The organism is Thioclava sp. 'Guangxiensis', assembly GCF_045348365.1.
Classification (GTDB): domain Bacteria; phylum Pseudomonadota; class Alphaproteobacteria; order Rhodobacterales; family Rhodobacteraceae; genus Thioclava; species Thioclava kandeliae.
In genome coordinates, this window is record NZ_CP155822.1 from 470,124 (window position 1) to 482,966 (window position 12,843).

Consider the following 12,843-nt stretch of genomic DNA (forward strand, 5'->3'; position numbering starts at 1 on the left):
TTTAGTGGCCCGACTGGTCGCGCCAGCGATTGACCATCGGATAGCGGCGATCAAGCCAGAACGCCTTGCGCGTCAGCTTCGTGCCGGGCGCCGACTGGAAGCGTTTCCATTCGGAAATATACAGGAGATGCTCGATGCGTTTGACCGTCTCGCGGTCATGGCCTGCCGCCACGATCTCGGCCACTGACTGATCGCCCTCCACCAGCCGCTCGAGGATGTCATCGAGCACCGGATAGGGTGGCAGGCTGTCTTCGTCCTTCTGGTCGGGGCGCAGTTCGGCCGAAGGCGGCTTGTCGATGATAATGCTCGGGATCACCTCGCCCTCGGGCGCCTTCATCCACGGGCGGTGATTGGCATTGCGCCAGCGGCAGGTCTCGAACACGCGGGTCTTGTAGAGATCCTTGATCGGGTTATAGCCGCCATTCATATCGCCATAGATCGTGCAATAGCCCACGGCCATCTCGGATTTGTTGCCGGTGGTCAGCAGCATGGCGCCAAACTTGTTGGAAATCGCCATCAGGATCGTGCCGCGCAGACGCGACTGGATGTTTTCCTCGGTCACGTCAGGCGCCATGCCCTCGAACACATGGGCCAGCGCTTTGGTCACCCCGTCGCGGGCGGGCTCGATATGCACGGTATCGAGCTTCGTGCCCACACGCCGCGCCAGTTCGGCCGCATCATCGAGCGAGCCTTGGCTGGTATATTCCGAGGGCAGCATCACACAATGCACATTCTCGGGGCCGAAGGCATCGGCGGCAATGGTCGCCACAATGGCGGAATCGATCCCGCCCGAGAGACCCAGCACCACCTTCTTGAACCCCGATTTCGCCAGATAGTCATGGGTCGCCATGACCATCGCGCGGTAATCCTGCTCCCAAGCGTCGGGCTGCGGGTCGAAGCGGCCCTCGCCTGCCACCCAGCCCGAGGGCGTTTCGGTGAAGGTGATATGGTCGATGATTTCCTCGAAAGGAGCGAATTGCGCGGCCAGGGAACGGTCGGCATTGAGGACGAATGTCGCCCCGTCAAAGACCTGATCATCCTGCCCGCCCACCGAGTTGAGATAGACGAGCGGCAAGCCGGTCTCGACCACGCGGGCCACCATATGATTGAGCCGCACCTCGTGTTTGTCACGGAAATAGGGCGAGCCATTGGGCACGATCAGGATCTGCGCACCGGTCTCCATCAGTGTCTCGGCCACATCGGGGTGCCACGCATCCTCGCAGATAGGCAGACCGATCCGCGCCGCGCCGATCTGCACGGGCCCCGAGATCGGGCCCACATCATAGATCCGGTGCTCGTCGAAGACCTCTTTATGCGGGAGTTCGTGCTTGAGCATCCGCGCCACGACCTTGCCGCCCTTGAGCACCCAGTAGGCGTTGTAATGGCCGGTCGCGTCCTGATAGGGCGCGCCGATCCCCAGCGCCGGACCGTCGGCCAGGCGCGCGGCAAGATCCTCGATCCGCGCCATACAATCGGCGATGAAGGCGGGCTTCATCACCAGATCCTGCGTCTGGTAGCCGGTCAGGAACATCTCGGGCAAGGCCACGAAATCGGCCCCTGCCCGTTTGCCCTCCTCCCATGCGGCTTGCGCCTTGGCGGCATTGGCATCAAGCGCGCCCACCGTGGGGTTCAGCTGGGCAAGGGTCAAACGGAAGGTCGCGGCCATGGGACAGATCCTCATTAAGTCTCGAGGGATGGTGTAACGGCAAGCGCGCGCGAGGGGAAGGGCATCGCGTTCCATCACATAGGGCGAAGGCACCATGCGCCACCCTTGTCTCATACGCGCTCTGCCCGTAGTTTAGCGGCAAAGACCTGCCGCAGCCCGACGGGCCGGCGGGCCACACAGGAGAGCCGCGCCCCATGACTTTCGCCCCGCTTCGCAATATCGCCCTCATCCTTGCTCTGGGTCTCGGCACGGCAGGTGCCGTGGCCGCACAGGAAAATGCAGGCGATGTGGCGACCAAGGAATATGATGATGGCGGCATCTATACCGGCACCTTCCGCAATGGCAAACAGGACGGGCACGGCAAATACACCCTGCCCTCGGGCTATGAATACGAGGGCTCCTGGGTTGCGGGACAGATCCAGGGCGAAGGCCGCGCACGCTTCCCCAACGGCTCCGTCTATGAGGGCCAGTTCACCGCCGGAAAGCCCGACGGCACAGGCAAGATCACCTTTATCGATGGCGGCACCTATGAGGGCGAGTGGAGTGCGGGCGAGATCACCGGCGAAGGCACCGCCCGCTATGCCAATGGGACGACCTATAAAGGCCAGTTCAGGAATGCCCGCCATGACGGCAAGGGCGTGCTGACCGGCGAGAACGGCTATCGCTACGAGGGCGACTGGGTCAATGGCGCAAAAGAGGGTCAGGGCAAGATCACCTATCCCGATGGTGCGACCTATGAGGGCGGCATGAAGGCGGGTCAGCGCGACGGCATGGGCACGCTGACCATGGCCGACGGGCTGAGCTATACCGGCCTGTGGAAGGCGGGCCAGATGAACGGCACCGGCCATCTGACACAGGCCAATGGCGATACCTATGAGGGCGCGATGGAGAACGGGCGCCGTAACGGTCAGGGCAAGGTGACCTATGCCAATGGCGATACCTACGAGGGCAATTTCGCGATGGACCGCCGTCAGGGCAAGGGCACGTTCCGCGGGACGGATGGCTATGTCTATGAGGGCGACTGGGTCGAGGGCCGGATCGAGGGTCAGGGCAAGGTCACCTATCCCGATGGCTCGGTCTATGTGGGCGCGTTCGTCAACGATCTCCCCGACGGACAGGGCAAGATCACCTATCCCGACGGGTCGAGCTATGACGGGCAGTGGTCAGCGGGACAGATCGAGGGCAAGGGCCGCGCGACCTATGCTAATGGCCTGACCTATGAGGGCGATTTCGTGAATGCCCGCAACGAGGGTCAGGGCCGGATGACCTATCCCGACGGCTATGTCTACGAGGGGTCCTGGAAGGGCGGTCAGCGTCAGGGACAGGGCCGCGCGAGCTATGCCGATGGCACGGTCTACGAGGGCAATTTCGAGAATGGCCAGCGCTCGGGCAAGGGCCGCCTCACGATGACCGATGGCTTCACCTATGAGGGCGACTGGCGCGAGGGCGAGATCGACGGCGAGGGCGTGGCCACCTATGCCAATGGTGATGTCTATACCGGCCATTTCGCGCAAGGAAAGCGGCAGGGGGCGGGCGTGATGAAATATGCCGACGGGCAGACGGCCGCAGGCAGTTGGTCGGACAACACCCTGACCGAAGCCGGTGGCGAGGCCAAACCGGCACCAGACCAGCCCGCAGCCCCTGCCGAGGAAGCCCCTGCCCCCGAAATGGCCACACCGCCTGCCAGCAGCGCGCCGAACTGAGCCTGCTCTGCGTGAGGGGCGCGCGCTCGGGGGCATCGAGCCCCGCTTCGCGCGCGGATGGGCGGCCTGCGGCACGCCCATCGGCCCTCGCCACAAGAGCCAAGCAAGGGCCACCACGATTGAACCCCGCCAGCCCCCCTCCTATATCTAAGCGGGATCAATCGTATAGGGGCGCGCGTTTTGGGCATTTCGGATCTGGCAGACGGGCTGACACGGCGGATCGAGGGTCTGGGATCCTCGGTAAGCGAGAGCCTGTTCGAGCCGGTGATCCGGCTTGGCGTGACGGGGCTCTCTCGCGCGGGCAAGACGGTGTTCATCACATCCCTTGTGGCCAATCTCCTTGACCGTGGCCGGATGCCCGCGCTTACCGGCCAATCGCGCATCCGTGCCGCTTTCCTGCAGCCCCAGCCCGATGATACCGTCCCGCGCTTCGCCTATGAGAGCCATCTGGCCGCCCTTACCGGCCCCGATCCGCATTGGCCCGAAGGCACGGGGGCGGTCTCGCAGCTGCGGCTGAGTTTCCGCGTCCAGCCGGGCGGGCTTCTGGCGGGGATGCGGGGCATGCGCACCGTGCATCTCGATATCGTCGACTATCCCGGAGAATGGCTTCTGGATCTGGGGCTGATGGAGAAGAGCTACCGGCAATGGGCGGATGAGGCGTTCGCGCGGCTCTCGACGCGTCCGGGCGGGGCGGACTATCTGGCGCTGGCCCGCCAGACCGACCCCGACCAGCGCCATGACGAGCCCGTGGCCGACCGTCTGGCCCAGGGCTTTACCGCCTATCTGCATAGCGCCAAGGATGCCGGATTTTCGGACTGCTCTCCGGGGCGGTTCCTGCTGCCCGGCGAGAAGGCCGGATCGCCCGCCCTCACCTTTGCGCCGCTGCCGCCCTCGGCCAGCCCCCGCGGCTCGCTGGCCCGCGAGATGGAGCGCCGCTATGACGCCTATAAGCGCGAGATCGTGCGCCCTTTCTTCCGCGACCATTTCGCCCGTATCGACCGGCAGGTAGTTCTGGTGGATGTGCTCAGCGCCATCCATGCGGGGCCGGCAGCCCTAGAGGATCTGCGCCAGACCATGGCCGATATCCTCACCGCCTTCCGCCCCGGGCGGGCGAGCTGGCTCACGAGCCTGATCGGCGGGCATCGGGTGGAGCGCATCCTCTTCGCAGCGACCAAGGCCGACCATCTGCATCACAGCCAGCATGCCCGCTTGGCCAATATCACGCAGGCCCTCCTGCGCGAGGCCCGCGACCGTGCCGATTTTGCCGGTGCCGAAACGCAGGCGCTGGCCATCGCCGCGCTACGCGCCACGACCGAGGCCGATATTTCGCAGGGCGAAACGGTGCTGCCTGCGGTGCGGGGTCGCCTGCCCGACGGGCGCAATGTGGCGCTGTATCCGGGCGAGCTGCCCGATGACCCCGCCCAGCTTCTGTCCTCGGCACGGCGCGGGCGCGAGGACTGGCTGGCGAGAGATTACTCCATCATGGATTTCGCCCCCGCGCCTCTCGCCCTGCGTCCCGGAGACGGGCCACCCCATATCCGCCTCGACCGTGCTGCCGAATTCCTGCTGGGAGACCGCCTGTGACAAAGCCCGTGACAAAGCCCGTGATGATCGAGCTGGATGACGCGCCCCAGAACCCCGCCGATGCGCCCCCCGTGGCCGACCTGCCAGACGCCACGCAGGAGCGGCTCGAGGGCCGCGCCATGCAGATTGCGGCACGACTTGCCGCCCGCCCTCCCTCGAAGATCGGGCGGTTCTTCTGGCGGTCATTCGTGGCACTGATCGGCTTTCTGGCCTCGGTCGCGGCATGGCGCTTCGTCGAAAGCCTCTTTGCCGCGAACCCCTTCCTCGGATGGATCGGGGGCGGGCTGTTGGGGCTCTTCGTTCTGGCCGCCCTCATGGTGGCCATGCGCGAGATCGCTGCCTTCTCGCGGCTCAAACGGCTCGATACGGTGCACCATGAGGTCACACAATGCGTGCAGAGCGATGATCTTGCCCGCGCACGGAAGGTCTCGGCCCGCGTGTCCTCCATCTACGCGGCCCGCAAGGAGATGGACTGGTCGCGCGCGCGGCTGGCCGAGCAGGCCCCCGAGCAGCTGGATGTGCAGACGCTGATCGGCCTCACCGAAACAACGCTGATGGAGCCGCTCGATCAAGCCGTGCGCCTCGAGATCGAGGCCGCCTCGCGCATGGTCGCAGCCACCACCGCGCTCGTGCCGCTGGCACTGGCCGATGTGGGCACCGCGCTGATGGCCAATATCCGCATGATCCGGCGCATCGCCGAGATTTACGGGGGTCGCGCAGGAAGCCTCGGCTCGATCCGGCTGGCGCGCTCGGTGATGACGCATCTGGTCGCCACGGGGGCGGTTGCGGCAGGCGATGACCTGATCGAGACAGTCGCGGGGGGGCATCTGGCCGCCAAACTCTCGCGCCGCTTTGGCGAGGGGGTGGTGAATGGCGCATTGACCGCGCGCGTAGGCATTGCCGCGATGGAGGTCTGCCGGCCGATGCCCTTCGCGACGTTGCGCAAACCGAAAGTGACCAATATCCTCTCGCGCAGCCTGACGGGCCTTTTGGGCCGCGAGAAGGATCAGAGCTGACGGATCAGAGGTTCCGGATCAGACGGGCGGGATTTCCCGCCACCAGCGTATTCGGTGCCACGTGGCGGGTCACCACGGACCCTGCCCCAACCACGGCATTCTCGCCAATCGTCACACCGGGGCAGACAATCGCGCCCCCGCCGATCCAGACCCCGTCATGGATGGTGACAGGCTTGCCCGATTCCAGCATGGCGCGACGGGGCGCGGCCTCGATCGGATGGGTGGCCGCAAAGATCTGCACATTGGGGCCGATCAGCACCTCGTCACCGATCGTGACCGGAGCGCAATCCAGAATGGTGGCGTTGAAATTGATAAAGCTACGGGCTCCCACACGGATATGCTGGCCATAATCGCAGCGGAAAGGCGGCTTGATCTGCGTGTCCTCACCAAAAGCGCCCAGCAACGGCCCGAGAAGTTCGGCGCAGGCCCCCGCATCCAGCCGCGCATTGAACGCGGCCAGCACCGCTGCCGCCCGCGCCATATCGGCCTGCAATTCGGGATCGGCGGCGCAATATAAATCACCCGCCAGCATCTTCTGTTTCTCGCTTCTCATCGCAGCTTCGGGATACCGCCCGGCAGTTTCTCGCGCTCCACCACACCCGCCCGCAAGCTGGTGCCGATCCGGTGCGCCAGCGCCGACCAGCCAGCTGCGGCCAGCGGGTCCAACTCGCGCCGCAATGTGTCGTCAAAAAGTCCCAGCCAGACCGGAAACATGCCCGGCCGCACATTGCCCGCCCGCCGATGTGCCATCATCGGGGATCCGTCATAGTCCCCCTCATGCAGGATCGATCCGCGCCAGAAGGCCGCGACCTTTTCCTCATGGGCCGGCCAGTCGGTCACATGGGCGGCAAAGACCGGCCCCAACATGTGATGCTCGCGCACACGGGCGTAGAAGGCCGCCACAACGCGGTCGATCTCGGGGCCGGTAATCGGGAAACGGGCCAAGGGGTCGGTCATCAGCGCCTCACTCGAACATATCGCTTTGTGCGGGCGGGGTCGTCTGCGGTTCGGCAAGCCCCATATGGCGCCAGGCACGTTGCCCCAGCATCCGCCCGCGCGGCGTCCGCTGGATCAGGCCCTGCTGCAAGAGATAGGGCTCGATCACCTCCTCGATCGCATCGCGGCTTTCCGACAGCGCTGCCGAGAGTGTCTCCACCCCGACCGGCCCGCCGCCATAATGCTCGGCCATCAGCATCATGTAACGCCTGTCCGCCCCGTCGAGACCGAGCGTATCGACCCCCAGCCGCGTCAGCGCGCTATCGGCAATCTCGCGGGTCAGGCGGCCATCGCCCTCGACCAGCGCGAAATCCACCACACGGCGCAACAGCCGCCCCGCGATCCGCGGCGTGCCACGGGCACGTTTGGCGATCTCGCGGGTGCCCTCGGGATCGGAGGGGATCCCCAACAACCGCGAGCCCCGCGTCACGATCTGGTCAAGCTCGTCCTCTGTATAGAACTGCAGCCGCGTCGGAATACCGAACCGGTCACGCAACGGCGTCGTCAGCAGCCCCAGCCGCGTGGTGGCGCCCACCAGCGTGAAGGGCTGCAACTCGATCCGCACGGTGCGCGCGGCAGGCCCCTCGCCGATCACCAGATCGAGTTCGAAATCCTCCATCGCTGGGTAAAGCACCTCCTCGACCGCAGGATTGAGCCGGTGGATTTCGTCGATGAACAGGACATCGCGCGCCTCGAGATTGGTCAGGATCGCCGCCAGATCCCCCGCCTTGGCCAGAACAGGGCCAGAGGTCATCTTGAAATTCACCCCCAGCTCGCGGGCCATGATCTGCGCCAACGTGGTCTTGCCCAGACCGGGCGGGCCGTGGAACAGCGTGTGGTCCATCGCCTGCTGGCGCATGCGGGCCGAGGCAATGAACACGCGCAGATTGGCCCGCGCCTCGGCCTGCCCCACGAATTCATCAAGCCCCTGCGGCCGCAAGGCGCGGTCGGCATCTTCCGGCAGACGGTCGGGGCGAAGGGTGGGGTCTGGCTCGTTCATGCTCTCATTCTCGCGCAAGCTCGGAGGTCTGTCCATGGGCGGCTGTGCCGCCCGCGATGCGAAGAGGGCTCGATGCCCTCAAGCATCGCACTCCCCTCAATCTTTCGGCGCCAGCAGACGCAGTGCCAGCCGGATCAGCTTGGCGGTATCAACCGCCGCCGGATCCTCGGAGGCCTGCGCCACCGCCCCCGCGGCCTCGGTCGGCGAATAGCCCAGATTGGTCAGCGCCGACAGCGCCTCGGCGGTGAAATTGGTCTTTGGCGTCGCCGCAGGCGCAGGGCGAGGCGTCTTCGGTGACATCTCTATGACCTCGCCATCCGCCTCGATCACCGGCGCGGCCTCCACCGTCAGATCGCCGCCCATCGCCATGATCGAGGGCGCCTTGTCGCGCAGCTCGTTCACCACTCGCTGGGCGATCTTCGGCCCCACACCGGGCGCAGCTTTTACCGCCGACCAGTCGCCCAAGGCAATCGAACGCCCCAGAACCTCCGGCCCGAGTGTTCCCAAAATCGCCAGCGCCGCTTTCGACCCGATCCCTTGAACGGAAATGAGCAGGCGATACCACTCTTTCTCCAGAAGGCTCGCAAAACCGAAGAGCTGCAACAGATCCTCGCGCACCAGCAGGTCGGTATAGAGAGCGCAGGGCTCGCCCACCCGCGGCAGGCTCTGCGAAGTCAGCGCGCTCACATGCACCACATAGCCTACGCCACGCACATCGATCATCACCTGATCGAGCCCGCGATGGATGATGGTTCCGGCCAGACGTCCGATCATGATGCGCTCCTTTTGATCCGCCCGCTGCCCGAAGCCGCGCGCGACAGTTGCGCGGCATTCATGCGGCGCGCCGATTGCAGATGCAAGGCATGACAGATCGCAATCGCCAGCGCATCCGCCGCATCGGGGCTGTCGAAACTGACGCCAGGCAGCTGGTGCTTGACCATATGCTGGACCTGCACCTTATCGGCATGACCCACGCCCACCACGGCCTTTTTCACCGCATTGGGGGCGTATTCACCCACTTCGAGCCCTGCCTGCGCCGGCACCAGCAGCGCGATCCCCCGCGCCTGCCCGAGCTTCAGCGTGGCCACCGCATCCTTGTTGACAAAGGTCTGCTCGACTGCGGCCGCTTCGGGGCTATGGATCTCGAACACCTGCGTCAGGCCCGCATGCAACTCCATCAGCCGCCTCGCCAGAGAATCACCTGCCGAATGCAGCGTCCCGTTGGCAAGATGACGCATGCGCGATCCCTCCATCTCGATCACGCCCCAGCCGAGATTCCGCAATCCCGGATCGATTCCGATCACCCGCATAGCCTGCCCCTTTACCGTTCTTTTACGACTGCTAGCACGAAACAGGAACATCAGGAAGGGGACACCGCCGCGAACGGCATAAACGTCTAAAAAGAAGGCATGAAACGCTACAAAATATGCCATGCAAAAACTGCATGGCGGGACTGCCCAAGCGCCATTTGTTTTTATAAACCGCTCACATTATGTGCAGCTTCATAAGAGAAGAGATCAACTATTAGCACGAACTGAAAAGGTGACCCCATGTCGCTGCAAACTGCAAACCGTATCGAAATGCGCACCGTCCGCGCTGGCTTCTTCCAACAGGTGATCGACATGATCGCGAACTGGAACGACCGCCGCATGACCCGCATCGCCCTGTCCAAACTGACCGATCGCGAACTCAACGACATCGGCCTGAGCCGCTTCGATATCGCAAAAATCCGCTAAGCTATGGATGTAAGGACGTTAACTCTCCTCACCCGCGCTTACGAAGCTAAAAGACAAGCCGTGCAACTCTGAGAGTGCACGGCTTTTTCTATTTCTGTCTGACATCTGGCCCGATGCGGGCTGAGCCTTATCCCAGCAGTTGCGAGATAAAACGCGCCGCGATGTGGCTGAGCGTATCCGGCGCCATGACGAGAGCGACCGCAGCATCGAAACCACCATCCGCCTTGAGGGTCGTCAGACGCAGCAGATAACTCTGCTCGCCCATCTGCGCGATCATCGCACCCTTAAAGAGGAAAAAGCCCAGGAACAGGAAGACGAGCGCTTTCAGCGGCAGGCTGATCCGGCGCGACGACTGCGGCTTGACCTGATCCAGACGCCCCAGAGCCCCCACAGCCTCGAAACCGCCACCGGCCTTGTGGGTTCGCGCGATACGGTCGATACGCTCGGCGAATTCTTTCGAAATATGCGTGCCCATAACATCCTCCACAGTGCCGCAGCAGTCATTGCCGCTACGGCACTTATGAAGGGATTGTTAAATTATTTCGAGCATTTTTAGCAAAAACCCATTCAAAATCTTGGCGACTAGCTCTTTTGAAGAACCAATGTCGTCCAGTCGCCATGTTCGTTTCGCTGGCGGAGACTGAACCCTTCCGCTTCGTAAGCTGACACGACGTCATCAGCCTGCTCATGAAGGATTCCGCTTAGAATTGCGTAGCCTGATTCGGCGCAGTTGCGACCCATATCGGGGGCGAGCGCCAGCAGCGGGCCCTTGAGGATATTGGCGAAGATCAGGTCGAACGGCGCGGCCTCGGCCAGGGCCGGATTGCCAAAGCCCGCAGCCTCGAGACAGATTACGCGCCCCGCAAGATCATTGCCCTCGACATTGGCCCGGGCCGTCTCGACCGCGATCGGATCGATGTCCGAGGCCAGAACGGTTTCCGGCCAGATCTTGGCCGCGGCCATCCCCAGCACGGCAGTGCCACAGCCGATATCGACCGTGTTTTTCGCGTGGAAGCCGTCTTTCTCCAGCGCATCCAGCGCCAGAAGGCAGCCCAGCGTTGTGCCATGATGGCCGGTGCCGAAGGCCATCGCCGCATCGATCTTCAGCGCGATGGCCCCCTCGGGCACCTTGTCGGCATCGTGGCTGCCGTAAACAAAGAACCGGCCCGCAGCGACCGGCGCCAACTCGCGGCGCACATGCGCGACCCAGTCCTGATCGGGCAGTTCGGACACTACAAAATCCTGCGCGCCATGCACGGCGGCCAGAAGAGCCAGCGCGATCTCGTTGGGCTTCTCGGTGAAATAGGCGCCGATCTCGTAACGCCCCGACCCGTCCTCGATCTCGAAGACGCCCGTGCCATAGGGGGCGGGCTCGATCTCGCCCACGCGCTCTTCAAGCGCATCGGCAAGATCGCGGTCGGAAAGCGTGGTGAAAGCGGTATAGGTGGGCATGGAGATCTCCTTTCGGGCTTCTCCCTGCTTTGGCGGGCTTTGGCCCTATCGTCAAGCACTCCACAGGCCGAACAAGCCTGTCAGCAGAAGAAGAAGGGCGCCATAGCGCCCCCCTTATCAGACCGCCAGTCCGATGGGACAAGAGACCCCAGTGCCGCCAATGCCGCAATAGCCACGCGGGTTCTTGGCCAGATATTGCTGGTGGTAGTCTTCGGCATAATAGAAGGGCGGTGCGGGATAGATCTCGGTGGTGATCGCCCCGTGGCCGGCCTGCGCCAGCTTGGCCGCATAGACGGTGCGGCTTTCCTCGGCGGCTCTGGCCTGTTCGGGGCTGAAGGTATAGACGCCCGAGCGGTATTGTGTGCCGCGGTCATTGCCCTGCCGCATGCCCTGCGTCGGGTCATGGCCTTCCCAGAATACCCGCAAAAGCGCCTCGTAAGAGATCGTTTTGGGGTCATAGATCAGGCCAACCACCTCGTTATGGCCGGTCAGGCCGGAACAGACCTCCTCGTAGGTCGGATTGGGCGTATGACCGCCCGCATAGCCCACCATGGTGAGCCAGACCCCGTCCAGCTGCCAGAAGAGCCGCTCGACGCCCCAGAAACATCCCATGCCGAACATGGCGCGCTGCATTCCCGCGGGCACGGGGGCCTCGAGATCGCGTCCGGTGACGAAATGCGGTTGGGTGACGGGCATCGGCATCTCGCGCCCCGGCAGGGCCTCGTTGATGGATGGAATGCGGCTGAGTTTCATGTCTCTTTCCTCCCCTTCTGGTCGCGGCACTAAGATAGGCATTCAGCGCGCCCGATCCACCCCGCAATCACGGTAAGGTTAGCATGGGACGCAGGGTTTCTATATGTCATTTACCATAGCGAGATACTTGCAAGGGCGAACAGCCCTCGCTAGGGAAGCCTTATGCCCAGATATGCTCTCAAGATCGAATATGACGGCAAGCCCTTCGCGGGCTGGCAAAGACAGGCCGACCAGCCCTCGGTGCAAGGCGCCATCGAGGCGGCACTGGCACGACTGGAACCACGCGAGCACACGATTGCGGCGGCAGGCCGCACCGATGCCGGCGTGCATGCCACCGCGCAGGTTGCGACCTTCGATCTTGAAAAGGACTGGGATGCGTTCCGGCTCTCCGAGGCGCTGAACTTCCATCTGAAGCCCGCCCCCGTGGCCATCCTGAAAGCCGCAAAGGTGGCCGACGATTTCCACGCCCGTTTTAGTGCCGTAGAGCGGCAATATCTCTTTCGGCTCGTGGTGCGGCGCGCACCGATGACGCATGAGGCCGGTCAGGTCTGGCGGGTGCGCAACCCGCTCGATCTCCACGCCATGCGCGAGGGGGCCGCCCATCTGGTGGGCCTGCATGATTTCACCACCTTCCGCAGTTCGATCTGTCAGGCAAAATCGCCGGTAAAGACGATCGACGAGATCACCATCGAGGAACGCCCCATACCGCATGGGCAGGAATTCCGCTTCTTCCTGCGCGCCCGCAGCTTCCTGCATAATCAGGTGCGCTCGATTGTGGGGACGCTGGAAAAGGTCGGCAGCGGCGCATGGGCGCCCGATCAGGTGAAAGACGCGCTCGAGGCCTGCGACCGGGCGGCCTGTGGCCCCGTCTGCCCGCCTCAGGGGCTCTACCTGTGTGGCGTGGGCTACCCGCAGGACCCCTTCACGGACTGAACTG

The 12,843-nt window shown here is 64.0% G+C and carries 14 protein-coding genes; 5 read left to right on the forward strand and 9 right to left on the reverse strand.

What is annotated here, in order from left to right; translation table 11 throughout:
- Window position 1 precedes the first annotated feature (1 nt).
- Window positions 2–1,666: an NAD+ synthase gene (locus tag ABEB22_RS02235; protein WP_406870739.1), complete on the reverse strand. Its 1,665-nt coding sequence runs from the start codon at window positions 1,664–1,666 to the stop codon at window positions 2–4.
- Between the two features lie 194 nt (window positions 1,667–1,860).
- Between ABEB22_RS02235 and ABEB22_RS02240 the strand changes: the two genes are divergently transcribed.
- From ABEB22_RS02240 to ABEB22_RS02250, 3 genes are all read left to right on the forward strand, one after another.
- On the forward strand, window positions 1,861–3,369 hold the full coding sequence (locus ABEB22_RS02240) for a 2-isopropylmalate synthase (RefSeq protein ID WP_406870740.1): 1,509 nt from the start codon (window positions 1,861–1,863) through the stop codon (window positions 3,367–3,369).
- 180 nt (window positions 3,370–3,549) lie between these two features.
- A complete protein-coding gene (locus ABEB22_RS02245; RefSeq protein WP_406870741.1) occupies window positions 3,550–4,953 on the forward strand; it encodes a YcjX family protein in 1,404 nt (467 codons plus the stop codon).
- Window positions 4,950–5,969 carry a YcjF family protein gene (locus ABEB22_RS02250; RefSeq protein ID WP_406870742.1) on the forward strand — a complete coding sequence of 340 codons (1,020 nt, stop codon included), beginning with the start codon at window positions 4,950–4,952 and terminating at the stop codon, window positions 5,967–5,969. The genes ABEB22_RS02245 and ABEB22_RS02250 overlap by 4 nt, the downstream gene beginning before the upstream one ends.
- A gap of 4 nt (window positions 5,970–5,973) precedes the next feature.
- On the opposite strand, the gene ABEB22_RS02255 is transcribed toward ABEB22_RS02250, so the two are convergent.
- The 5 genes from ABEB22_RS02255 to ruvC form a co-directional block, all read right to left on the reverse strand.
- Window positions 5,974–6,522, reverse strand: a complete 549-nt coding sequence (locus ABEB22_RS02255) for a sugar O-acetyltransferase (RefSeq protein ID WP_406870743.1) — start codon at window positions 6,520–6,522, stop codon at window positions 5,974–5,976.
- On the reverse strand, window positions 6,519–6,926 hold the full coding sequence (locus ABEB22_RS02260; RefSeq protein WP_339111937.1) for a group III truncated hemoglobin: 408 nt from the start codon (window positions 6,924–6,926) through the stop codon (window positions 6,519–6,521). Before ABEB22_RS02260 ends, ABEB22_RS02255 begins: the two co-directional genes overlap by 4 nt.
- Before the next feature lie 7 nt (window positions 6,927–6,933).
- The gene (ruvB, locus tag ABEB22_RS02265) at window positions 6,934–7,965 is read right to left on the reverse strand and encodes a Holliday junction branch migration DNA helicase RuvB (protein WP_339111936.1); all 1,032 of its coding nucleotides are present in this window, start codon (window positions 7,963–7,965) and stop codon (window positions 6,934–6,936) included.
- Between the two features lie 96 nt (window positions 7,966–8,061).
- Window positions 8,062–8,739: a Holliday junction branch migration protein RuvA gene (gene ruvA / locus ABEB22_RS02270; RefSeq protein WP_339111935.1), complete on the reverse strand. Its 678-nt coding sequence runs from the start codon at window positions 8,737–8,739 to the stop codon at window positions 8,062–8,064.
- Entirely contained in the window at window positions 8,736–9,275 is a 540-nt protein-coding gene (ruvC, locus tag ABEB22_RS02275) for a crossover junction endodeoxyribonuclease RuvC (RefSeq protein ID WP_350937714.1), read from the reverse strand. Before ruvC ends, ruvA begins: the two co-directional genes overlap by 4 nt.
- Window positions 9,276–9,515: 240 nt before the next feature.
- Here ruvC and ABEB22_RS02280 point away from each other — a divergent pair, with 240 nt between their 5' ends.
- Entirely contained in the window at window positions 9,516–9,701 is a 186-nt protein-coding gene (locus tag ABEB22_RS02280) for a DUF1127 domain-containing protein (RefSeq protein WP_406870744.1), read from the forward strand.
- 127 nt (window positions 9,702–9,828) lie between these two features.
- Here the strand turns inward: ABEB22_RS02280 and ABEB22_RS02285 are convergent, their stop codons facing one another.
- The 3 genes from ABEB22_RS02285 to msrA form a co-directional block, all read right to left on the reverse strand.
- Entirely contained in the window at window positions 9,829–10,176 is a 348-nt protein-coding gene (locus ABEB22_RS02285) for a hypothetical protein (protein WP_350937712.1), read from the reverse strand.
- Between the two features lie 107 nt (window positions 10,177–10,283).
- A complete protein-coding gene (locus ABEB22_RS02290) occupies window positions 10,284–11,153 on the reverse strand; it encodes a 50S ribosomal protein L11 methyltransferase (RefSeq protein WP_406870745.1) in 870 nt (289 codons plus the stop codon).
- A 117-nt stretch (window positions 11,154–11,270) separates the two neighbouring features.
- Complete coding sequence (gene msrA, locus ABEB22_RS02295; protein WP_339111931.1) at window positions 11,271–11,906, reverse strand: peptide-methionine (S)-S-oxide reductase MsrA; 636 nt, start codon at window positions 11,904–11,906, stop codon at window positions 11,271–11,273.
- Window positions 11,907–12,068: 162 nt separating this feature from the next.
- Between msrA and truA the strand changes: the two genes are divergently transcribed.
- On the forward strand, window positions 12,069–12,839 hold the full coding sequence (gene truA / locus ABEB22_RS02300; RefSeq protein WP_339111930.1) for a tRNA pseudouridine(38-40) synthase TruA: 771 nt from the start codon (window positions 12,069–12,071) through the stop codon (window positions 12,837–12,839).
- Window positions 12,840–12,843 lie beyond the last annotated feature (4 nt).

Coding starts and splice junctions, on each gene's coding strand:
- msrA (WP_339111931.1), bottom strand. CDS start 11,906: ATGAAACTCAGCCGCATTCCATCCATCAACGAGGCCCTGCCGGGGCGC.
- ABEB22_RS02235 (WP_406870739.1), bottom strand. CDS start 1,666: ATGGCCGCGACCTTCCGTTTGACCCTTGCCCAGCTGAACCCCACGGTG.
- ABEB22_RS02260 (WP_339111937.1), bottom strand. CDS start 6,926: ATGACCGACCCCTTGGCCCGTTTCCCGATTACCGGCCCCGAGATCGAC.
- truA (WP_339111930.1), top strand. CDS start 12,069: ATGCCCAGATATGCTCTCAAGATCGAATATGACGGCAAGCCCTTCGCG.
- ruvC (WP_350937714.1), bottom strand. CDS start 9,275: ATGCGGGTGATCGGAATCGATCCGGGATTGCGGAATCTCGGCTGGGGC.
- ABEB22_RS02255 (WP_406870743.1), bottom strand. CDS start 6,522: ATGAGAAGCGAGAAACAGAAGATGCTGGCGGGTGATTTATATTGCGCC.
- ruvA (WP_339111935.1), bottom strand. CDS start 8,739: ATGATCGGACGTCTGGCCGGAACCATCATCCATCGCGGGCTCGATCAG.
- ABEB22_RS02290 (WP_406870745.1), bottom strand. CDS start 11,153: ATGCCCACCTATACCGCTTTCACCACGCTTTCCGACCGCGATCTTGCC.
- ABEB22_RS02240 (WP_406870740.1), top strand. CDS start 1,861: ATGACTTTCGCCCCGCTTCGCAATATCGCCCTCATCCTTGCTCTGGGT.
- ruvB (WP_339111936.1), bottom strand. CDS start 7,965: ATGAACGAGCCAGACCCCACCCTTCGCCCCGACCGTCTGCCGGAAGAT.
- ABEB22_RS02285 (WP_350937712.1), bottom strand. CDS start 10,176: ATGGGCACGCATATTTCGAAAGAATTCGCCGAGCGTATCGACCGTATC.
- ABEB22_RS02280 (WP_406870744.1), top strand. CDS start 9,516: ATGTCGCTGCAAACTGCAAACCGTATCGAAATGCGCACCGTCCGCGCT.